18 protein-coding genes are annotated in these 22,446 nt (G+C 63.3%); 8 read left to right on the top strand and 10 right to left on the bottom strand.

Features of this window, described 5'->3' with window-relative positions:
- Positions 1–106: 106 nt before the first annotated feature.
- Positions 107–1,612: an aldehyde dehydrogenase family protein gene (locus F3J17_RS16285; protein ID WP_167060406.1), complete on the bottom strand. Its 1,506-nt coding sequence runs from the start codon at positions 1,610–1,612 to the stop codon at positions 107–109.
- A 507-nt stretch (positions 1,613–2,119) separates the two neighbouring features.
- On the opposite strand from F3J17_RS16285, the gene peaA reads away from it, so the two are divergent.
- From peaA to peaD, 4 genes are all read left to right on the top strand, one after another.
- Entirely contained in the window at positions 2,120–3,730 is a 1,611-nt protein-coding gene (gene peaA / locus F3J17_RS16280; protein WP_167060403.1) for a quinohemoprotein amine dehydrogenase subunit alpha, read from the top strand.
- A gap of 87 nt (positions 3,731–3,817) precedes the next feature.
- Positions 3,818–5,257, top strand: coding sequence for a quinohemoprotein amine dehydrogenase maturation protein (gene peaB, locus F3J17_RS16275; protein WP_167060400.1), 1,440 nt, complete (start codon positions 3,818–3,820; stop codon positions 5,255–5,257).
- A 1-nt stretch (position 5,258) separates the two neighbouring features.
- Complete coding sequence (gene qhpC, locus F3J17_RS16270) at positions 5,259–5,582, top strand: quinohemoprotein amine dehydrogenase subunit gamma (protein ID WP_027819789.1); 324 nt, start codon at positions 5,259–5,261, stop codon at positions 5,580–5,582.
- 26 nt (positions 5,583–5,608) lie between these two features.
- On the top strand, positions 5,609–6,784 hold the full coding sequence (gene peaD / locus F3J17_RS16265; protein WP_167060397.1) for a quinohemoprotein amine dehydrogenase subunit beta: 1,176 nt from the start codon (positions 5,609–5,611) through the stop codon (positions 6,782–6,784).
- Positions 6,785–6,834: 50 nt separating this feature from the next.
- Here the strand turns inward: peaD and F3J17_RS16260 are convergent, their stop codons facing one another.
- The 3 genes from F3J17_RS16260 to F3J17_RS16250 all read right to left on the bottom strand — a co-directional run bounded on the left by F3J17_RS16260 (position 6,835) and on the right by F3J17_RS16250 (position 10,100).
- Entirely contained in the window at positions 6,835–7,965 is a 1,131-nt protein-coding gene (locus tag F3J17_RS16260; protein ID WP_167060395.1) for a purine nucleoside permease, read from the bottom strand.
- A 117-nt stretch (positions 7,966–8,082) separates the two neighbouring features.
- The gene (locus F3J17_RS16255; RefSeq protein WP_167060391.1) at positions 8,083–9,042 is read right to left on the bottom strand and encodes a substrate-binding domain-containing protein; all 960 of its coding nucleotides are present in this window, start codon (positions 9,040–9,042) and stop codon (positions 8,083–8,085) included.
- Between the two features lie 134 nt (positions 9,043–9,176).
- Positions 9,177–10,100, bottom strand: a complete 924-nt coding sequence (locus F3J17_RS16250; protein ID WP_167060388.1) for a LysR family transcriptional regulator — start codon at positions 10,098–10,100, stop codon at positions 9,177–9,179.
- A gap of 140 nt (positions 10,101–10,240) precedes the next feature.
- Between F3J17_RS16250 and F3J17_RS16245 the strand changes: the two genes are divergently transcribed.
- The 4 genes from F3J17_RS16245 to F3J17_RS16230 all read left to right on the top strand — a co-directional run bounded on the left by F3J17_RS16245 (position 10,241) and on the right by F3J17_RS16230 (position 15,102).
- The gene (locus F3J17_RS16245) at positions 10,241–11,188 is read left to right on the top strand and encodes a hydroxymethylglutaryl-CoA lyase (RefSeq protein WP_167060386.1); all 948 of its coding nucleotides are present in this window, start codon (positions 10,241–10,243) and stop codon (positions 11,186–11,188) included.
- 7 nt (positions 11,189–11,195) lie between these two features.
- Positions 11,196–12,371 carry a CaiB/BaiF CoA-transferase family protein gene (locus F3J17_RS16240; RefSeq protein ID WP_205194809.1) on the top strand — a complete coding sequence of 392 codons (1,176 nt, stop codon included), beginning with the start codon at positions 11,196–11,198 and terminating at the stop codon, positions 12,369–12,371.
- Between the two features lie 86 nt (positions 12,372–12,457).
- A complete protein-coding gene (locus F3J17_RS16235; protein WP_167060384.1) occupies positions 12,458–13,900 on the top strand; it encodes an MFS transporter in 1,443 nt (480 codons plus the stop codon).
- Positions 13,901–14,220: 320 nt separating this feature from the next.
- A complete protein-coding gene (locus F3J17_RS16230; protein ID WP_167060530.1) occupies positions 14,221–15,102 on the top strand; it encodes an AraC family transcriptional regulator in 882 nt (293 codons plus the stop codon).
- 19 nt (positions 15,103–15,121) lie between these two features.
- Here the strand turns inward: F3J17_RS16230 and F3J17_RS16225 are convergent, their stop codons facing one another.
- Genes F3J17_RS16225 through F3J17_RS16200 form a run of 6 tightly spaced genes read right to left on the bottom strand, consistent with a single transcriptional unit; the run spans position 15,122 to position 22,069 of the window.
- Positions 15,122–16,138 carry a D-aminoacyl-tRNA deacylase gene (locus F3J17_RS16225; protein ID WP_167060381.1) on the bottom strand — a complete coding sequence of 339 codons (1,017 nt, stop codon included), beginning with the start codon at positions 16,136–16,138 and terminating at the stop codon, positions 15,122–15,124.
- 17 nt (positions 16,139–16,155) lie between these two features.
- Positions 16,156–16,749, bottom strand: coding sequence for a LysE family translocator (locus F3J17_RS16220; protein ID WP_167060379.1), 594 nt, complete (start codon positions 16,747–16,749; stop codon positions 16,156–16,158).
- On the bottom strand, positions 16,749–17,576 hold the full coding sequence (locus tag F3J17_RS16215) for a formyl transferase (protein WP_167060376.1): 828 nt from the start codon (positions 17,574–17,576) through the stop codon (positions 16,749–16,751). The genes F3J17_RS16220 and F3J17_RS16215 overlap by 1 nt, the downstream gene beginning before the upstream one ends.
- On the bottom strand, positions 17,576–20,155 hold the full coding sequence (locus F3J17_RS16210; RefSeq protein WP_167060373.1) for a lyase family protein: 2,580 nt from the start codon (positions 20,153–20,155) through the stop codon (positions 17,576–17,578). Before F3J17_RS16210 ends, F3J17_RS16215 begins: the two co-directional genes overlap by 1 nt.
- A 3-nt stretch (positions 20,156–20,158) precedes the next feature.
- Entirely contained in the window at positions 20,159–21,163 is a 1,005-nt protein-coding gene (locus F3J17_RS16205) for a pyridoxal-phosphate dependent enzyme (protein WP_167060371.1), read from the bottom strand.
- 9 nt (positions 21,164–21,172) lie between these two features.
- A complete protein-coding gene (locus F3J17_RS16200; protein ID WP_345891209.1) occupies positions 21,173–22,069 on the bottom strand; it encodes a GHMP kinase in 897 nt (298 codons plus the stop codon).
- Positions 22,070–22,446 lie beyond the last annotated feature (377 nt).

The raw sequence follows: 22,446 nt of genomic DNA, 5'->3' as shown, positions 1-22,446 counted from the left end.
TCCGGCTTGAATGGCATGGCGTTTTTATGACGGTGTAGTGTGAGGAAACCACGGAATAAAATGCCGCGCGCCATTTTCCGGGCGCGCGGCCTGTGTTGCAGGCGCTTCAGACGTTCATCAGCACGGATTTGATTTCGGTGTAATGCTCGATGGCGGCCGCGCCCATTTCGCGGCCAAGGCCCGACATGCGATAGCCGCCGAAAGGCAGCGCGGGATCGAGCGCGCTATGGCAGTTCACCCACACCGAGCCCGAGCGGATCTTCGGGATCATGCGATGTGCGGCGCTCAGGTTGTTGGTCCAGATGCTCGCGCCCAGTCCATAGCGCGTGTCGTTGGCGAGCCGCAACGCATCGTCGATGGTGTCGAAGGGAATGGCCACCAGCACCGGCCCGAAGATTTCCTCCTGCACCAGCGGGCTCTTCTGTTCGACATCGACAATGACCGTGGGCTTGACGAAGTAGCCCGGGCCAAACTGCTCGCCGCCGCAAGCGATCTGCACACCCGCCGCACGGCCGCGTTCGATATAGCCATACACGCGCTGCTGTTGCTTGAGCGAGATGAGCGGCCCCATCTCCGTGGCCGGGTCGAGTCCATTGCCCAGCTTCATGCCGTTGGCGATCGAGGCGATGTCGCCGACCACGTTGTCGAAATGCTTGCGCTGCACATAAAGGCGCGAGCCCGCGCAGCACACCTGGCCCTGGTTGAAGAAGATGGCAGTGGCGGCGCCTTGCGCGGCGGCCACGGGGTCGGCGTCGTCGAGCACGATGGTCGGCGACTTGCCGCCGAGTTCGAGCGTGATGCGCGTCATCGACTCCATTGCCGCCTTGCCGATCAGCTTGCCCACTTCGGTCGAGCCGGTGAAGGTGAGCTTGTCGACATCGGGGTGATGCGAAAGTGCAGCACCCGCCTCAGCACCCGTGCCCGTCACCACGTTGAATACGCCCGGCGGATAGCCCGCTTCGAGCGCAAGTTCGGCGAGCTTGAGCGCTGAAAGGGGCGTTTCGTCCGCAGGCTTGAGAACCACGGTGCAACCCGTCGCCAGCGCCGGGCCGAGCTTCCAGCACGCGAGCAGCAGCGGAAAATTCCACGCCACGATTGCGCCCACCACGCCCACCGCCTCGCGGCGCGTGAAGCCGTGCAGATGCGCATCGGGCATCAGCGGCGCGGATACTTCGACGGTCGAGCCTTCGATCTTGGTCGCGAAACCCGCCATATAGCGCAGGAAGTCGATACCCAGTTGCACGTCCATCACGCGCGCCACGGCTGCGCTCTTGCCGTTGTTCAGGCATTCGAGTTCGGCGAGCATCTGCGCGTCGCGCTCGATCAGATCGGCGAAACGCCACAGCAGATTCTGGCGTTCGCGCGGGCGCATGCGGCTCCATGCCGAATCGTCGAAGGCGCGCCGCGCTGCCTGCACGGCGCGGTCCACGTCTTCTGCGCCGGACTTCGGCACATCGGCGAGATGCGTGCCGGTGGCGGGGTTATAGACGGGCAGCGTCGCGCCGCTGGCGGCGTGCACCCAGCCATCGCCGATCAACATCGTCGGCGCGCGTTCGATGAACGCCTGGGTCTGCGGAAGGAGTTGCGGGAGTGTTGCGGACGCAGCCTGCATGTGAAGTTCCTCGCTCGTGGGGTTGATCGGGGAGGGCGTCAAGCAGCTTCTGTACCAGATGCATCGCGAGGTGCGCCGCGCGGCCGCTGAAGGCGCTGAAGGCGCTGAAGCGATGGCGTTCGCAAAGGTTGTGTGAGTTAGCGCGACGTCGCGCGGCAAGCCGGTCCGGCATTCGATGTGTCTCATTTTGAGAATTCTCGTGAGACATGAGACGAGACAAACGCACGAAAATGCATGCGCGCGCATCAATTCAAATGACGGATGCGCAAGCGCATTATTTTTCGTATCGGTGATTACCCGGAACGCGCAATAAGAAAAGCCCTTGTTTCAAGGCTTGAACGCATCGCGGGGCGCATAAAATCGGATTGGCACGACCCATGCTTAATGCTCCGCCGAAGCATTGCAGCGCCTCACAAACCTTATGCGGATCTCTGTGCATCATGCGCACCGCGTGAGACGAAACGAGACGGGCCACCGAGAACCCGGTAAAGGAGCAGAGCCTTGTTCATGAATTTTCATTCGCGCAGCCGCTCGACGCATGCCAGCCTGGCGAGTCTGTTATTGCCGCTTGCCTTCGCAACGCAGGCCGCGCACGCGCAGACGGCAGCGCAAACCCGCGACGCGCCCACCATCATCAGTCAGACCTGCGCCGCTTGCCATAGCGCGGAATCGAAAGATACGTGGAGCCGCATCAGCCATCAGCGCAAGACGCCCGAAGGCTGGCTCATGACGATTGCGCGCATGCAGACCATGCATGGCCTTGTGATCAGCGATGAAGACAAGCAGATCATCGTCAAGTATCTGGCCGATCGCCAGGGCCTCGCGCCCGCCGAGACCGCCGACGCGCGCTATGCGCTCGAACGCCGTCTGAACACGCAGGAAGTGCTGGGCTCCGACGAATTCAAGCAGATGTGCGCGCGTTGCCATTCGGCGGCGCGTCCGTTGCTGCAGCGTCGTCCGGTGGCCGAATGGGATCGTCTTGTGAATTTCCACCTGGGGCAATGGCCGTCGATCGAATATTCGGCGATGGGCCGCGACCGCGACTGGCTCAATGGGGCGCTCAAGGACATCGCGCCGATGCTCGCGCAACAGTATCCCTATGAAAGCGCGCAGTGGGCGCAATGGCAGAAGACGCGTCCGAAGGCGACTTCGCTGGCGGGCGCATGGAGCTTTGCCGGACATATGCCGGGACGCGGCGACGCAGCGGGCGTGATGACCGTGACGGGCGGCGCGAAAGACAGCTTCAAGGTCACGCTCAAGGGACATTTCGCCGATGGCGGCGGATTCGACGGTAGCGGTACGGCGGTGCTGTACGACGGTTATGAATGGCGCGCGAGCATCAAGGTGCAGGGCGTGGAAATGCATCAGGTATTGGCCGCGACGAACGGCGAGATGAAAGGCCGCATGTTCGACGAGGCGCATGACGAGCGTGGCCTCGATTTTGATGCCGCGAAACTCGATGTAAAGAGCGCGCCGCGCATTCTCGCCGTGCAACCCGCGTTTATCAAAGCGGGGGAAAGCACTGAAGTGACCGTGGTGGGCGCGAATCTGCAGGGCACGCCCGATTTCGGGCCTGGCGTGAAGGTGAACGGCGTGCTGGCACGATCGGCGCAGGCGATCCGCGTGCGCGTGACGGCAAGCGGCGATAGCGCGGTGGGCACGCGCACCGTGAGCCTCGATCATGCGCAGGGCGGCCAGTTCGCTGTCTATCGCCAGATCAAGGATGTGAAGGTGGTGCCCGAGTATGCGGTCGCGCGTATTGGCGGCAACGGCGGGCCGATGCCAAAAATCGAAGGCCGCTTCGATGCTGAAGCGTGGGGCGTGGATGCAGCCGGCCAGCCGTTCCGCATCGGCGTGGTGCCCGCGAAATGGTCGGTCGAGCCCTTCAACGATCAGGCAAAAGATGATCGCGACGTGAAATTCTCGGGTGCGATGCAGGCCGCCACTGGCGTATTCACGCCGGGCGACGCGGGCCCGAACCCGGCTCGCCGCATGTCCACGAATAACACCGGCAACCTCAATGTGATCGCCGCCGTCGACGATGCGGGGCAAACCGTGACGGGCAAGGCGCATCTGATCGTGGCCGTACAACGCTGGAACAATCCGCCGATTCCGTGATGCGCTCGTCGCGCCAGTCATGGTGGCGTGCTGAAGAACAGGCGCGCCGCAATCGTATAGCACCGGATCGAATGCAAGGAGAGTGAGATGAACGGCATGTTGAACGTAGTGGAGCGCAATGTCCACGAAGTGCAGGTTGACGGCGCGCGCCTGATGTTCCATGTACCGAGCAGTTCGTTGTTTGCCGCCGATCGCATGACGGCCGCGATCATCGACGCACTGCGCGCAAGCAGTTGCACAGCGGACGAACTGTTCGCGCGGTTAGCGAACACGTCTGCCGCGGGCGAGCGCACCGAATTGAGCGAAACGCTGGACGAATTACTGGCGCTGGAGGTGGTGAGCGACGGCTCGCCACTCACGCCGGAAATCGGCATCAAGCGGGTGGAGCGCGTGGCGCTCAACACCGTCGTGCTCAACGTGAATACCGGCTGCAATCTCAGTTGCACGTATTGCTACAAGGAAGATCTCGACACGCCTTCTGCCGGGCGGCGCATGGATCTGGAAACGGCGAAGGCATCGGTGGAGATGCTCATCGAACAATCGCCAAACGAGCCGGGCTATACCGTGGTGTTCTTCGGGGGCGAGCCGCTGAGCAACCGCAAGCTCATCGAGAATATGGTCGAGTATTGCGAATTGCGGTTTGGCGCGCTGGGCAAGCGCGTCGATTTCGTCATGACCACCAATGCGACGCTGTTGACCGAGGAAATCGTCGACTGGCTCGACGCGCATCGCTTTGGCTTATCCGTGAGTATGGACGGTCCGCGACCGGTGCACGACCTGAATCGTCGCACTGTGGGCGGCACGGGCACTTACGATGTGGTACGCCGCAAGGTGGAGATGCTGCTCAAGCGTTATCGCAGCCGCCCGGTGGGCGCACGCGTGACGCTCACAAGCGGCGTGACCGATATCGCGGGCATCTGGGACCACCTCTTCAACGAACTCGGGTTTGCGGAAGTGGGCTTCGCGCCGGTCACGTCGGGGGCGCTCGATACCTTTAATCTGCAGCCCGAAGAATTGAAGCGCGTATTCGACAATATGAAAGCGCTGGGGCGGCGTTATCTGGCGGCGGCACTGGAGAATCGCAATATCGGCTTTTCGAATCTGCATCAACTGATTACCGATATCCACGAAGGCCACAAGAAATCGCTGCCGTGCGGCGCGGGCCTCAAGATGCTGGCCGTCGACCACAAGGGCGAGTTGAATCTGTGCCATCGCTTCACTGGCTCGACCTTGCCGACCTTTGGCAACGTGCATACGGGCGTGAACACCGAACAACTCACGGGCTTTCTCTCGCAACGGCTCGAACGCGAAGGCACGGGCTGCGAGAGCTGCCGTATTCGCAATCTTTGCTCAGGCGGCTGCTATCACGAGAGTTACGCGCGTTACGGCGACCCCCAGCATCCCACTTACCACTATTGCGAATTGATGCGCGACTGGGTGGATTTCGGCATCGAAATCTATAGCCGCATCATGGCCGGCAATCCGGGCTTCATCGAGCAACACATCACTTCGCGCAAGGCACACTGACATGAAACATCTCAAGCCGCTCAACAACAAGGCGAAGCAACTGGAGCAGGCCGCCGCCGAAGATCGTCTCGAAGAAGTGGTCGCGATGACCTCGGTGGCGGGCTGTACGGCGACCACCGATCCTGGCTGGGAAGTGGACGTGTTCGGCGGCGTGGCCTCGCTGTGCCAGCCGATGGAAGCGGACCTCTACGGTTGCTCCGACCCGTGCTGGTGGCCCGCCCAGGTGCCCGACATGATGACGACCTTCCAGGACTGGAACAAGACGGCCGCCGATTCGGGCAAGGACTGGCGCAATCTCGGCAGCGTTTTTCCCAAAGATAACTGAGCCACGCGACCCGGAGAGGACACACCATGGCATTGAGGAAGCAGACCGCGTGCGCCACGCTGGCCGCATTGACGATCGCATTGCCCGCGCTGGCGCAGACCGGCGCATCGCCCGACGCGGGCGCGGGCGCGGACGTGGGCGCAAAGCTTGCCGCAAACATCGCGGCGCCGCTTGCGAGCGGGCACGAATATCTTGCGGTGACGAATTATCCGAACAACCTGAGCGTGATCGATACCGCTACGGACAGCGTGGTCAAGACCTGCGCGCTGCCCGATTCGTTCGGGCCAGGTACGATGCAGATCAGCCCGGATCGCAAGCGCGCCTACGTGCTGAACAATCACTACGGCGATCTTTACGGCGTCGATCTGGATAGCTGCAAGACGGTGTTTCATGCGGCGCTCGCACAGCAATGGGATGAGCGCGCAAGGGCGATGTTCTCGATCGCGCTGAGCCCCGACGGCAAGGAAATCTATAGCGTCGTCAATCCGACGAAGATGAATCGCGACAGCTACGAGGTGGAAGCGCCGCGCCTGCAGGTGTGGTCGACGGACGGCGGCATGGACGCGAAGCCTGTACGCAGTTTCCCCGCGCCGCGCCAGACGACCATGATTCAGGCGGCGGACGATGGCTCGCTGTTTGTGGTCGGGCCGGATATCTATCGCATGAATGCGCAGACCGGCAAATACGAGGTCGCTGTGCCCTTGCGCAGCTGGACGCGGCCGCTCTATGGTCAACCGGATGTGTTGTATGTCTGGCCGCAGCAACGCCCACAACACGCGTTCAATCTGCTCTACACGGCCGACCGTTTCCCCGACGAGAAGAAAGATCCGTCGAAAGCGCAAACCATGTATGGCTACGTCGATATCGATCTGAAAAGCGGCAAGGCCACGCTCACCGACTTTGCCCCGTTCACGGAGGTGTATTTCACGGGCGGCCGCTCGCCGAAGGACCCGAACGTGATGTATGGCGTGCTGAACCGGCTCGCGAAGTACGACATCAAGCACGAAAAGATGACCGCGAGCGCGGCGCTCGATCATTCGTACTACTGCTTGTCGCTCAACAAGGAAGGCGACAAGATCTATCTTGCCGGCACTTTCAATACCGTGGCCGTCTATGACGCCGATTCGCTCAAGAAGCTCAAGGACATTCCCCTGCCCGGCGGCGATATGGCGATCACCACGGCGCAGATCTTCACGCGTTAAATCATGCGAACTTGCGTGGAGCCGGGCAGGGCATAGGCGTAAGGGATGAGTTAGCGCGTGGGCACGCCTGCGCGCCAGTCGTCCCAATGCGTAACGATGTCCTGTACCAGCGGATTGCCCGCGCGATACAGGTTTTCGAGCGCGGGCGCGAAACCGCCCTGGCTCGCGTAGTTCAGTAGATTCGCCGCGCTCGATTGACCCTTGTACGGACGGTCGAAGTCCGAACCCGCGCGCAGCACCGCTACGCGGTCGAGATCCACACGCTGCGTGGCGGCAGCGCGCTTGAGTGCCTCGTAAGTAGCGTTGTCTTCCTGCTGGGTCATGCAGTAGACGCCTTTGCCGTCGGTAAGCTGCCGCGTGAATTCGGTTGCGCGCGCACCGAGTTCCGTGCCCGACCACCACGTGTCACCCGCGATCGAATCGCAGCGGATCACGCCGGGCGCGCGATTGGCGGGCGCATAGCGGTACTTCGCACGCGCGGCCTTCGCTTCGAGGCTATCGGAGAGCGCCACATCGTGGCTCAACGCATAAGCCGCCGAGGTCAGCTTCGCGTTGAGCTGGAACGCCTCGGTGCGATAGTCGAGCGCCGGTTTCTCGCCGGGATTTTTCGTGTTGATGCCGAGATAGCCGGTGCGCCAGCCCTTCGGGCGATGATCGGGATCGATCTCCCATTGCAGGCCGAAGTCCACCAGCCAGTCCGACCACGCCGCCGACCCTACCGTGCCTTGCTGCGGATTCACGCCTGCGATACCGGCGACGAGAAAATACGTCTGGCGCAGATCGAATTGCGGCGCGAAGGCCAGCGCCATCGTCGAGGCGGCTGCGTTGGTGTGGCCCATGCCGGTGGTCATCACGCAGACATCGTCGTGATTGCATTGCACGGCGGGGTAGTCGGGCGAGAGGCCCGCGACCGGAATGCTGTCCCACGGGCCGAGCTTGTCGAGCCAGGTTTTGGCTTCGGGCGCGAACATGGTGACGATCATGACCTTCACGGGGCGCGCACCGGTCGCGGTGCCTTGCTGTACGAAGGTGCCGGCGGCGGATGTCTGCGTGGCGGTCTGCGAATTGCTGGCGGCGCAGCCTGCTAGCACGAGGGCGGAAAGAAGCGCGGTAAGACGGAAACGATTAACGAAAGAAGCGGATGAAGCGGAAGCAACGAAGGGCGGAGTGTTGTTGTTCATATGCGCGTTGGATTTCGTGACGTTCGGGTGTCGAGGCCTTCTGGCCCCGGCCCGTCATCATATGACGCCAACGGTTTTTTACGCTTCCAACGTGCTGCTTCGTGCATTCCCGTGCGGCTAGAGTGTTTCCTTGGTCACCAGCGTGACCGGCGTTTCGATGTAATCCGGCAGATCGTCCTGACCACGATGTTCCTGACACGCCTGCAAGGCCACGTCGAGACCATAGACGGCCTGCTTTTGCCCGAACTGGTCGAGCGTGGCGAGCACGCGGCCATCCTTGATCATCGGCTTGATCGCATCGCTGGCGTTGAAGCCGGTGATCAGCACGCGGCCCGTGAGTTGCGATTCGCGCACGGCGTCCACCGCGCCGCGTGCCATGTTGTCGTTCGCACACAAAAGCGCGCGGATGCCGGGTTGCGCGGCCAGGATCGACGCCGCCGCCAGACGCCCCTGACCATATTCCCAGTTGCCGGATTCGACGGCGGCCACTTCGACCCGCGCGGCCTGCATGGCGTCGCGAAAGCCCGCGGTGCGCTGTTGCGCGTTGAGATCCGCCGATACGCCTTCGATGATGCCGACACGATCGCCCGCATGCAGCCGCCGCGCGAGATAGTCGCCAACGCGTTTGGCCGCGCGCCGGTCGTCCGGGCCCACATAGGGGATATGCAGATGCGCCTCTCGCAGTGCATCGGCGTCGAGCGAATTGTCGATGGTGAGCGTCAGGATGCCGTGCTGCACGCTGCGGCGCGCGGCGTTCACCATCGCGCGCGAGTCGGACGGCGCGAGCACGATGGCATTCACGCCCTGCTTGATCGCCATATCGACGAGACGGATCTGGCCGGCCGCATCGCTTTCCGACTGGATGCCCAGCACGGTCAGGCGGAACGGATAGGGCGCGTGCGCCTGGAAAACCTTGGCGGCGGAGATCATCGCCGTCGTGAACGGATCGGGCAGATCCTTGAGCACCAGCGCAATCGAGGTGTCGCGCTGGGCGCTGTTGCCGCTGCGGGCGTGCGCGGCGCCGATCGCGGCAAGCAGGCCCGTGAGCACGAAGCGGCGGCGTTGTGGTTGAAACATGACGTGAGCGGCGGCGCGGATCGCACCAGATGGAACGCAATGCTGGAAGTGTAAACGAGCCGTGCGGGCTGCGGTGGGGCTATCTTTGGCGCATTGCGGGCCTCACGCGCGGGCGGCGTACTGCATCGCGCGGTTCAACCTGACGCTTTGGCGTCCCCAGCCGCCGCGCGCGCGACCAGATGCTCGACCATGCGCTGGGCGGCGGGCTGCAACGCGTCGAAGGCGCGAAAACAGACGATGAAACGCCGCTTCGCCCAGGCATCGCTCAGCGGAACCAGCCGCACGTTCATGATGCGCGTATAGCTCTGGCCCACCTCTTCGGGCACCACGCTAATGCCCAGATTCGCCGCGACCACGCGAAACGCCGCATCGAAATTCGACACCGTGGCGCGGTAATCCACGGTGCGTCCGCTGCGCGCCGCCGCGCGTTGCAGCAGCGTGTGTACGGCCGTGGAAGGCGGCAGCCCGACGTGCTCGTAGCCGAGCGTATCGGTGAACGCCACCGCCTTGCGACGCGCGAGCGCATGGCCGGCCGGCACCGCCAGCGCCAGCCGGTCGCTGCGCCAGGGCCGCGCCTCCAGGCCGCCCAGCTCCACGTTGTCCCAGCACACACCCACCGACGCCACGCCGTCACGCACGCGCTGCACGAGTTCCTTGGAAGTGCGTTCGTCCACATTGACACGGATGTTCTCGTGCGCGGGCATGCGCATGAACGAGGCGAGATCGTCGAGCAGCGACTCCGCAATCGCCGATGCCGACGCGCACACGCTCACACTGCCGCGCAGACCGCTGCCGAACGCGGCGATATCGCTGACCGCGCGTTCGAGCGTGAAGATCACGCTGCGCGCGTGCTCCAGCAGCGCCGCGCCCGCCTGAGTGGGCTGCACGCCGCGCCGCGAGCGGGTGAGCAGCGGCACGCCCAGATCGGCCTCCAGTTGCGCGATGCGCTTGCTGATGGCAGACGGCTCGATATGGGCGTCGCGGGCCGCATGGCCCATGTTGCCGTGCTCGCAGACGGCAACCAGCAGGCGCAGGGTCTTGATGTCGATGTCTTGCATAGCTTTTCCGCTGTGTTTCCAGATTGGAATCTTTGCGCTTCCGAAATACCGCTTTATGTATCGGCGGGAATGTCTAAAGTTAGCACATCGCCGGTGCGTTACCCACCCGCGGACAGAGCAAAACATCAGGAGACATCCCCATGCCTTTCTATCCGGCGCAGGCCACGCTGCGCGAAGTCGGCCTGCGCGACGGTCTGCAAAGCATCGCCACCGTCCTGCCCACCGAACGCAAGCTCGAATGGCTGCGCGCCGCGCACGCGGCCGGGTTGCGCGAGATTGAAGTCGGGTCCTTTGTGCCCGCGCGCCTGCTGCCCCAACTCGCCGATACCGCCGAACTGGTCGCTTGTGCGCGCAGCCTGCCGGGCCTGTGCGTTTCCGTGCTGGTGCCCAATCTCAAGGGCGCGGAACGGGCGCTGGAAACCCACGCCGATCTGATGCTCGTGCCGCTTTCGGCCAGCGTCGAGCATAGCCGCGCCAACCTGCGCAAAACGCCTGAAGAAGTGGTCGCCGAAGTCGCGCGTATGCGCGCCGCGCGCGACGCCTCGGGCGCGAAGACGCTGATCGAGGGTGGCATCGGCACGGCGTTTGGCTGCACGCTGCAAGGCCATGTCGCGCCGGAAGACGTGCTGCGTTACATGCAGGCGCTGCTCGACGCGGGCGCGGACCGCGTGAGCCTCGCCGATACGGTTGGCTACGCCAGTCCGCGCGCCGTGAGCGAGCTGTTCGAGCGCGCGCGCGTGATCGCGGGCGAGCGGCTCTGGTGCGCGCACTTTCACGACACGCGCGGGCTCGCGCTCGCCAACGTCTACGCGGCGCTGGAGACGGGCGTGACGCGCTTCGACGCCTCGCTCGGCGGCATTGGCGGCTGCCCGCACGCGCCGGGCGCAAGCGGCAATGCGGCGACCGAAGACCTCGCCTTCATGCTGGCCGATATGGACATCGATACCGGCATCGACATCGACGTCTTGCTGGCACTGCGAGCCGAGGTCGCGCAATGGCTGTCGCACGAGACGCTGCACGGCACGCTCTGGCGCGCCGGGTTGCCGAAGACTTTCAAGGCCGCTCAGGCGGTCGATTCGTTATCCTGAGGATGGTATGAGCACAGCAAATCTGAATACGCAAACGCAGGCAGCGCGTCTGCCGCTAGCTGGCGTGCGCGTGATCGAATTCACGCATATGGTGATGGGTCCCACCTGCGGCATGATCCTCGCCGATCTGGGCGCGGAAGTCATCAAGATCGAGCCACCTGGCGGCGATAAGACGCGCAATCTGCCGGGGCTGGGCATCGGCTTTTTCCGCTCTTTCAATCGCAACAAGAAGAGCGTCGTGCTCGATATCAACACGCAGGAGGGGAGCGCCGCCGCCGTGGAATTGATCGGGCAGTGCGATGTGATGCTTGAGAATTTCCGGCCTGGGTTGATGCAGAAGCTCGGTCTCGACTATGCGACGCTTGCGCAGCGTTATCCGCACCTGATCTATGTTTCGCACAAAGGCTTTTTGCCCGGGCCTTATGAAAATCGCCTCGCGCTCGACGAAGTCGTGCAGATGATGGGCGGCCTTTCCTATATGACCGGGCCGGCGGGCCGGCCATTGCGCGCGGGCACTTCGGTCAACGACATCATGGGCGGAATGTTCGGCGCCATTGGCGTATTGGCGGCGCTGCGCGAGCGCGAAACCAGCGGGCGCGGCCAGGAAGTCCAGAGCGCGCTGTTCGAAAATTGCGTGTTCCTGAGCGCGCAGCATATGCAGCAATACGCGATGACGCGCGAAGCGCCGCCGCCCATGCCGTCACGCGTCTCCGCGTGGAGCGTGTATGACGTATTCACGCTGGCGGAAGACGAGCAGCTTTTCATCGGCGCGGTCAGCGATAAGCAGTTCGTTACGCTATGCGAAGTAATCGGTTGTCCGGATCTGGCGCGCGAGCCGCAATACGCGACCAACGCGGCGCGCGTGGCGCTGCGGCCCGAACTGCTCGCGCGTCTGGGCGACGTGCTCAAGACGCATCACAGCGCCACGCTGATGCCGCGCCTCGAAGCGGCGGGCGTGCCTTATGCGCCCATCGTGCGGCCGGATCAATTGCTCGACGATCCGCATCTGAAGGCGAGTGGCGGCCTCGTGCCGATGCAGACCGACGATGGCGGCGAAACGGAAGTGGTGTTGCTGCCGCTGATGATGGATGGACGGCGGCCCGGCGTGCGTCAGCCACTTGCGAGGGTGGGCGAACATACGGAGGAGGTGCTCGCGCGGCTGGGCGCACATCTACCCGTCTAGCGCGATTGAGCGTCAACGAAGCGTCAACGATGCGACGAATCGCGGGCCAATGAAGCCCGCGCGCCAGAACAACATGGAGACAGACAATGCAACGCACCCTCACCACGGACGATGCGCCCGCACGCCCTCTGGACCGCGCCGATCCCGGCCAGGCCACGGCGGCGGCGCTGTCCGCCCGGCTCGATCGCCTGCCCGCCACCTGGCAGTTGTGGAAGCTCGTGCTGCTGATTTCGCTGGGCGGTTTCTTCGAGGTCTACGACCTGATTTTCACGGGATATATCGCGCCTGGCATGGCAAAAAGCGGACTGCTGCAAACCACGACGTCAAGTTTTTTCGGCTTTAACGGCATCGGCGCGTTTGTGGCGGCGACTTTTGCGGGCCTGTTCGTTGGCACTTTCTTTCTAGGCTGGTTGCCTGATAGATTCGGACGACGAAGCGTTTTCACATTTTCCCTGCTGTGGTACTCGGTGGGATCGATTGTGATGGCATTTCAGCATTCGTCCGAGGGCTTGATCCTGTGGCGCTTTGTCACCGGCATCGGCGTGGGCATCGAAATCGTCACGATCGACAGCTACGTGACGGAGATGGTGCCGCAGCAAATGCGCGGCCGCGCGATGGCGTTCAATCAGGCGATCATGTTCGCCGCCGCGCCCGCTTCGGCTCTGTTGTCGTGGTGGCTGGTGCCGATTGCGCCATTCGGCGTCGACGGCTGGCGCTGGGTCGTGCTGGCGGGCGCGCTGGGCGCGGCGATCGTGTGGTTCGTACGGCGTGCCGTGCCGGAAAGCCCGCGCTGGCTAGTCACGCACGGCCACACTGAAGCTGCGGAAAGAGAGATCGCGCGTCTGGAGCAGGCAGCGATGCGCGAGAGCGGGCGTGACCTGCCGCCACCCGCGCCCGCACCGAACATTCCCGCGCACCGCAGCCCTACGCTCGCGGGATTGTGGCAGCCGCCGTATCGCGGGCGGCTCCTGATGCTGGTCGCGTTCAATCTTTGCCAGGCCATCGGCTATTACGGCTTTGCGAACTGGGTGCCGACCTTGCTGATCGGGCAGGGCATTCATGTCACCCGCAGCCTGCTCTACGCTTTCGTGATTGCGATCGCGTTGCCCTGCGGGCCGCTGCTCGCGATGCTGGTGGCCGACCGCATCGAGCGCAAGTGGTTGATCGTCGGTTCAGCTTTTGCGGTGCTGGTGTTTGGTTTGATGTTCGCCCAGGCACGCTCCGCTGCGGCGCTGATCGCGCTGGGCATTGCGATCAGCCTTGCGGGGCAGATGATCTCGGTGTGCTATCACGCCTATCAGGCAGAACTGTTCCCGACGGCCGTGCGGTGTCGCGCGAATGGGGTGGTGTATTCGGCCAGCCGCGTGGGCGCGATGTTGTCGGGTTTTACCATCGCGGCGCTCTTGCGTGATGGCGGCGTGCAGGGCGTATTCACAGGGATTACCGTATGCATGCTGGTGGTGATGGTGTCGATTGGCGCGTTTGGGCCGCGCACGAATGGCTTGTCGCTCGATGAACTCTCGCACTGAATGCGGGGGTAGCTGATACGCATAAAAATACCGCTGGCTCACACGATCCAGCGGCGAATTCGTGCGGCGAATCTGCATGATTTAATGCGATTCAGATTCGGTAAAGTTTGTATTTAACAAGAATATTGTATGTTTCGTTGTGGTCGTCGCAATGGGCGATCGCAACCGCTGTCTGCAACACGGTGATACCGGAAGCTTTTTCTGTAATATGGCAGATTCCGGCAGCCAATGCCGGTTGCGGTCATGCCGGGGGGACACAGGCAACGCGGCCGCGCTTCCGCCTTCCGACACCTCACGCAGTGACGACAAGCAGCGACGACATGCAGCGATCTGATCCGGCTAATTTGCAGGGCGCATTGACTACCGCTGGCGCCGAACGGGTTCGTTCGACGCGCCTGCCTTCGGGCGTGGTGCTATCCGAATGGACGGGCAGCAATACCTTCACCGCGTATGAAGGTTCGCCGGAAAATGTATTGAGCATTTATCTGTCCGACGGCGAGAACTGCAGCCAGATTCGCGGCGGCCAGATCGTGCGGCGCGGCTTCAAGGATGCCATCTGCCTGTTCCCGGTGGGCGAGGGACGCTCGCAGTGGCGCATCAGCGGGCGGCTGAATTTTCTGCATCTCTATTTCGATCCGCGCGGCTTCGAAACCGGGTTGCTCGAATCGCTCGGTGGTTCGGTGGACGCGCTGAAGTTTCGCGAGGCGTTCCAGGAAGCGTCGCCCGTCATCAGCGCCGCCGCGCGCAGCGTCGCCCATGCCAACTGGAGCGATTCGTCGATGTCGCTCGGCATCGACGGCGTGGTCAGCTGGATTCTGCTCAATGCCGTCAAAACCTATTCGTCGACGGGGCTCGAAGCGCAGGGCCGCGCCGCGCGCGGCTGCTTCACGTTGCGCCAGCGCGCCTTGATCCGCGACTACCTGGCCGACAATCTCGCCGAAACCGTGCGCCTCGAACAACTGGCCACGCTCGTCAACGTCAGCCGCTACCATTTTCTGCGCAAGTTCACCCAGACCTTCGGGCAGTCCCCGCACGCCATGCTCACGCAGATGCGGATGCAGCGCGCGCACGAATTGCTGGGCGCGTCCAATCTCAAGATATCGATGATCGCGCTCGAATGCGGATACGCGCAGCATAGCCAGTTTTCCACGGCCTTCCGGCGTCACTTTGGCTATGCGCCTAGCGCGGTGCGCGAGCGTTAGCCTCACGTTTTGCAGCACTTCAGCCAGGCTGCGCGGCAAGCGCATTCGCTGCATCGCGAATTGCCGCGCGCAGATCCGCCGTGCGCAACTTGCGGTGCGAGAGCGCGGGCACGCCTAGCTGCGCCGCAAGCCGTTTCAACGGCTGCTTGTAACTGCTCTTGAGATTGTCGTGAAAGGCGATGGCGTCGATGCCGCCGCGAATCGACTGCGCGCATGCCAGTAGATCGCCAAAGCGCTCCTCGCGGTCGTAGTCATGCGCGACGAGCCAGTGATTCGGCAGGATGTGCGAGAGCGCGAGTTGCTGGCTTTCGCCATGATCGAGCATCAATTGCGTAAAAGCAGGCTCGAAATGCATGCCGCCCACGCAGAGCAGGGAAACGATGGCGTCGCGCGGCGCGATCAATCTATCGGGCGCATCGCCCAACGCTATCAACGCACGCGCCAGCACCCGCGCTGCACGCCGGTCCGACCACGCTGCTGGCGCGCTGCCGATTTCGAGGTCGATAACAGGCACGTTCAGCGCGCCCACCAGTTCGCCAGGCTGAAAGTCAAACTTCGAGCCGAACTGTGTCCCCGACCAGTGCGTGGCTTCCATCCACGTCGAAAATGCGTCGAGGCCTGCGCGTTGGCGCTCGCGCTCGACCGTAAGAAATAGCGCTCGCGTGAAGGCCGGGTCGACGGGGCTGAAGGTACCGCTCGCCATGTCGCCGGTGGTCTGGATCGTGAAGATATTGTCGGGCGCGCGACTGCCTTCGTGCCAGTTGACCACGATGATCGCTTCGGCATCGGCGTAGGCGGCGTTCAGTTGCGGCGCATAGCGGCGGTAATCGTGGCTCAGTACCGTGTCCAGGCGCAGCACTTCCAGGCGGCGCGTGGCCAGTTGCACCTGCAGCGCGGGCCGTCCGTCGATGGTGACGGGGCTGTCGGTGAGCGTGACGGCCTGTTCGAGCGCGGCGAGCACGCTGGAAGCGACCGGGTCGAAACGCTCATCCACGCAGATTGCCAGGACGATGGTAGGGACGGGGTTTGTGGTCATGGTCGTCGGGAAAACATTCAGTACAGCAGAAAGAGTATTGATGATGCGGTGACCAGCCCCATTACGCGCTGGAACATCCGGCCGCGCAGTGCCTGGCGCATCATCAGGCCAAACAATGCCCAAAGCGAATTGCAGGGGAAGAAGATCACGCCGAGCGTGATCGCGAGTATCGTTGCGTCGACAACAAAATTGCCGGTCAAGGGCAGGAAGGTCGAACACGCGGCGAGCGCGAGCAGCCAGATCTTGGGATTGACGATCTGCAGCAGCGCGGCCTGCGCAAAGGTGACGGGACGATCGGCGGCTTCAGCGCCGCTCGCGCCGCCGCGCGCGGAAAAAAGCCGCCATGACAGGTACAGGATGTACGCGCAACCCGTCGCCTTTAGGGCGATGTGCAGTTGCGGATGCTGGATCAGCACGCCGCCCAGCCCCAGCGCAACCAGCAGAAAAAGCGTGACGACGCCTGCTGAAACGCCTGCCAGCGAAGGCAGCGTGCGCCGGTATCCAAAGCGCGCGCAATTGGCCGTCATCATCAGATTGTTCGGTCCCGGCGAGAGCGTCAGCGGGATCGAGAACAGCGCGATCTGCGCAAGCTGGGCAATCAGTTTGTCCATCAGTGCAGGCTTTCCGTTTCGGTGGTGTTCAGGCGGGCGAGTGCGCGTGCTTCGTGGCGCGGGCGGCGCACGAGATGATGCGCAAGCTCGACGCGCGGGCCGCGGTCGCGCATGCGCCAGGTGTTGCCAATGGTCTCCTGTGCCTCGCTGGACCAACGGCTAACGTCGGGTTCGCGCACCAGCCGCTCCACCAGCCGGTCGATCGCGCCGCGTTCTGCGCGAGAGTAGAGTGTTTCCGAGCTGTCGCCCGCGACGTATTGCACTGTATGGCGAAACACGATTTCGCCCGTATCGAGTCCCGTCGCCACGCGATGCACGGTGGTGCTGAGCTTGTCGAGATCGCCGTGATGCAGCGCGAAGAAAAAGCAGTGATTGCCCTTGTATTCAGGCAGATGGCCGCCGTGCACGTTGACGATGCGCTGCGACGGAATCTCTGCCAGCACGGCTTCGCTGATGCGCTTCGTGCCCATCACGATATAGGCACTGGATTGCGTCGAGCGCAGCGTTTCCGCTACGCGTGCATGATTGATCGACGGCACTTCGACATACCGTACGCCCGGGTGCGCGCGCAATGCCTTCCAGCTTGCCGGGCCGCGTGTATGCCGGAAATAGTCGCGGCGCAGGCGGTCGTAACCAAACAGCTTGCGCCGCAGATCGTGATAGTGCGTCCAGAGCCATGAGCGATAGAAGCCACGGCGGCGCAGTTCGCGCGCCTGGGCGTGCGATGGCTCGACGACGATGCATAGCTCTCCGAATGTTTCGAGCAAGGCGGCAGCCAGATAGAGATGATGAGGGCCGTCGGAGCAGAGTACGGTGATGGAAGGCATCAGCTGGCAGTCCTGAAGCGTTGATCGAGCGCGGCGCGCGCTGCGCCACTGCGCGCGCGGTGAGCGAGGTGTTCGCGTCGGGCCGTGTGCAGGCGCTCGCCGATGTGTTGAAGATGCGCTGAAGTGGGCGTGCGACCGGGTCCCGCGCCGAACGCGAGGCGGTCGGTCAGCGTGCCGGTCTGCAAGCCATGCTCCGCCTCGTCGAGTGCGCGAGCGGCGTCCAGCAGCAGCGGCGTGGCGTCGATTTCGGCGGCCGTTGCGGTGAGCGCGTGCGCCACCGCGCCGTGCGCGTCGCGAAACGATGTGAAGCCCTGCTGCACCAGCGCTTCGGCAGCCAGCGTGGCGCTGGCGTGGCCGTTGAGCAGTACGTCGCGCGCGGCATCGGCATCGAAGCGAATCCCGTCGAGCGCGTAAGTCATCACGCTGAGCATGTCGAGCAATTGACCGGCGATTTCCACGACGGTTTCCAGCGCAGTGCGGCTCGCCTGATATGAGTTGCCCGTCGGCAGATGCGAGAGCGAGGAAAGCGCCGTAATCAGTTTGCCGAAGTTCTGCTCATGCGCGAGCCGCAGCCATTCGAGCAGCCACGGATTGCGCTTTTGCGGCATGTTCGAGGAGCCGCCGTAGAGGGCATCAGGCAGCGTGGCGATGCCGGTTTCGCGCATGGTCCACAGTTGCAGATCGCAGGCGATGCGATTGAGATTGCCGCTTAGCTCTGTGAATGCCGAGGCGGCACGCTGCGCGAGATTCTTGTCGCTGATCGCGGCCAGCGAGTTGTGCGGCCCGCTTGCGAACCCGAGCAGCGCTGCCGTGTCGGCTGTATCGGTGGCGAAGCTGGTGCCTGCGCCGGCGCAGGCGCCCAGCGGTGAGGCGCACGGCCGATCGCGCAGGGCGGTGAGCGTATCGAGCGTGCCCAGCAAAATTTCGCATTGCGCCGCAAGGTAATGGGCCGCCGATCCCGGCATGGCGATCTGATACTGGCTGTAGATCGGCAAGAGGATGTCGAGATTATCTTCGGCGCGGCGCGCGACGGTTTCAATGAGTGTGAGCGTCTGGGCTGAAACCTTCGCGATGGCTTCTCGCACGACCAGATACAGATGGGTGCTGTTGATATCGTTGCGCGAGCGCGCCGTCTGGATCATGCCGCCGGTGTCGCGTCCGCAACGCGCGATCACGTAATGCTCGTAGTCGAAATACACACCGCGACCGGAGCGATGTGCGTCCAGCAATCGCGGATCGGCTTCGAGCGCAAGCAATGCTTCGCGCAGCATGGAGAAACGATCGGTATCGATAATATGTTGCGTGCGCAACATGATGAGATGCGCTTTCTCGATTGGCATCAGGTTATCGAGCAGCGATCCAAAGCGGGCCGGACTGGCGTCGTAGACAATCGAATGAATGGTTACTGCGTCGGGCAACGCAGCGTCGGGTTCGAGATACAGCACGCGGGTGCGATCGCGCAGGGAGTGCGCGTCGCGCTGTGCCTCTTCCGGTGTGCGTGCCGTTGCAATCACGTAGCCGGCGCGATCCGAGAAGTCGAACTTGCCGGCGTTGACGCCGCCAGTGGCGAAGTGGCCCGCATCTGCAGAATCGGTGATATCGGCGGGGAAATCCAGGCCCGCATAGGCGCGGCCGATTTCCGGCACGATAAAAGCGACGGCGCTATGCAGCGGCGGCTCCGGTACGATGAACTGGCACCGTGCCGTGAGATGGCTGCGGATGTAAAGATCGGTCATGGACCAGCCGTATGCGCGCTCCATGAGCCGCGGAATCATGCCGCCCGCGAGGCGCGCGTTGATTTCGATGAGCGTGACGCTTGCGCCATCGACCTTGAGTTCGGTATGGGCGGGGCCGAACCGGTAGCCCACGGCGTCGAGCGCGCGGCGCACGCAATCCGTGATGCGGGTGTGCGTGGCGGCGTCGAGCGCAGCGGGAAATACATGAGCCAGTTCGAGGAAATGCGGCGCGTCGCTCACGGTCTTGCGCGTAACGCCCAGCACGTGATGCCCTTGCGCATCGCTGAAGGTTTCCACCGAATATTCAATGCCCGCCACGAAGCGCTGGCAGATCGCATCGGTTTGCGCGTACTGGCGAAATTCTTGTGGATTGTCGATCAGCCGCACACCGATGCTGCCGGTGCCCTGACGCGGTTTGACTACCACCGGCCAGATCAGGTCGGCGATATCGTCTGGAGTGCGAATGACACGCGTAGTGGGATAAGCCACGCGAGCCGGGCGCAGCGTGTCTTGCATCAGCCATTTGTCGCGGCATAGGGCGACCGCAGCGGGCGGATTGCCCGGCAGGCCCAGACGCTCGGCTGCGCGCGCGGCCATTTCGATGCAGGCATCGCTGGTCGAGGCAAGGAGGCGGATAGCGTCGATGCGCTGGAGCGCTTCCCAGACCGCTTCGAACGACGTGGTATCGCAATCGATCACGCGAATGCCATTGTGCAGTTGCGCACAGAATGCGTAGCGGGCGCGGTCGCGCACGAGAAAATAGACGTCGTCATAACGCGCCGAGGCTTGCAGCAATTGCTGGCCAAAGCCGGTCGTATTCGATTCTAGATAGACGATGGCCATGGTTTAGCGATATTGATTGATGTCCGCGCGGTTCCAGTGCATCCAGGCCCATTGCATGTCGGGCACGAAGGCGCGCGGCTCGGGAATGCGCTCTGGCACGGTGCCTGACAGCGCCGCGTCGGCAGGGTCGTCGGCGTAGGTGGTTTCGATGTAGCGCGTGCCGTCGTCCGGGCTCAGGAAGACGATCGGCTGGCCGGGATAGTGCACGCGCGCGAAATGTGCGGCAGCGCTGGCCGCGCCGGTCGTGGGACCGCGAAAGTGGCCGGTTTCGCGATAGAGCGTGCGCGTGTAGTGATCGGCGAGTTCGGCGCTGATCCAGTGCACATCGTCGAACAAGGTGTGGCGAAGGTTCTTCGGCATGATGGTGTTGCCCAGTCCGCGCAACTTGCGCGGGCCGTCGGCTTGACCGAACAGAATGCTGTTGAACGTGTCCACGCCGATCAGCGTGCATTGCGCGCCGGATTCGCGCAGCGCCGCGGCGATGCCGCAACTCGAACCGCCCGAGCCCACCGGCGCGACCAGTACGAGACGCGCGCCGATTGCACCCAGCAGTTCGCGCGCGACGCCGGCATAGGCGCGGGCATTGTCTTCGTTGTCGTATTGCCTGCACCAGAACACGCCCGCTTCGCTGGCCAGGATCTCTTGCAGGCGGTCCAGACGCGCTTTCTGGTAACCCTGGCTGCCTTTTTTATCGGTGACGATTTCGACGCGTCCGCCCAGCATTTCCAGTTGACGGCGGTAGGCTGGATCGATGGCCGGGTCGCCGATTGCCACGAAGGGATGGCCAAGCCGATTGCAGACCATCGCCATGCCGAGCGCGAAATTGCCGCTTGAAGTTTCCACCACGGTCGCACCGCTTTGCAGATCGCCGCGTTCGTAAGCTGTTCTAATGATGTAATTCGCCGGGACGATTTTCATCGCCTTGAAAGCGAGCATATGCAACTGCGCGTCGATCGGGAATAGCGTCGCGTCGCGCATCGCGTCGAGCGCGGACTCGTAGCGGAGCATGAAATCGTCCTATGCGGTGGTGAATTGGCGGGTTTCGATGCCGTGCCAGGCAAGCCGTTCGAGCGCGAGAGCCGCTTGCGGCTGCGGTCGCGACGTGCCGGCGTCGAGCAACAGGCCCAGGCAAGTGCCCGAATGCGTCGCGACCAGGCCGAGCGCGTCGAGATCGGCGCATAGCTTTTGCATCACGCCCAGATGAGGATGCGGATTGGCCGTCTGCGCCAGCTCGCAGCTACGCGTTGCAATCGCGCCGATGGTCCGCAGATCGTGCGCGCGCACGGCGCCTTTCAGACGGTCGAGCAGCTCCGCGTATTCCTGTTGCACGGCGGCGGGCGTCTCGCGACGGATGCTGTTGTGCAGCGTATTGCATTCGCCGCCACGGTCCGCGCTGACGATGGTGAAGCGCGGCGTGGGGCCGATCTTCTCTTCGAGCATGACCTCGCGGTGGAAGAACGACACGATGCCGTCGTACATCACGCCATCGGTGGGCTCGATGAAGCGCAGGATCAGCTCGATGAGTTCGGGCGCGGCGTCCAGACGATAGTGGCGCGCGGCCGCGCGGATCGCCGCGACCATATCCGACGACGAACTCGCCAGTCCCTTGCCTACCGGCAGGCCGGACACGAAATGCAGCACGCCGCCGGGCGGCATGCCGAACATGCCCAGAAAACACTGTACGGCGCGGCACGATTTGGTTTTGTGGCCGATGCTGGCGGTGATGCGGTCCGTTCCGGCCGGCTCGAATTCGACCACGCTGCGCGCGGCGATGGGCAGCGTCACCAGGAAATGCCGGTTGTCCGGCAGCACGCCCTGCAGGAGCTCGCCAAAGGTGCCGGGGCATTCTCCGCGCGCGCGTGCGGCGGCCTCCGGCGGGCGCGACAAGTCCTGTTGTTCGGATACGGTGTCCACGATTTCTCCTGAAGCGCAACGGCTATGCGTGCTGGCGAACCGACGCTAGCTTAGGAAATGGGGTAGCAGTCCGTCCTGGGCGATGTTGCGGTCTGCTTTGGAGAAATTGCGCCGAAGGGGTGTGGGTGATGCGAAGGTTTGCGCGGCGTCATCGCGCGGATGGATGGTTGCGGGCGCAACGGGACGACGGCGCGTGGAATTTGATATCGACGCGACTCAATCTTCAAATGCAACTAACAGCCAGTTTCGCCCGATCACACCGAATTGCGTACGCCTGGTGGTACGCAAACATGTATTCGGTACTTGCGATGGGTTTTACAGCATCAAAAGCCGATCCGTGCGGGCACTGCGAATCAAAGGATTCGCTAAAACCTCAG

It is taken from the genome of Burkholderia sp. Ax-1719 (assembly GCF_011753055.1).
In the GTDB taxonomy this organism is placed as follows: Bacteria; Pseudomonadota; Gammaproteobacteria; order Burkholderiales; family Burkholderiaceae; genus Paraburkholderia.
Note: the sequence above shows the minus strand (reverse complement) of the source record. Positions and strands in the feature narration are given on the sequence as shown.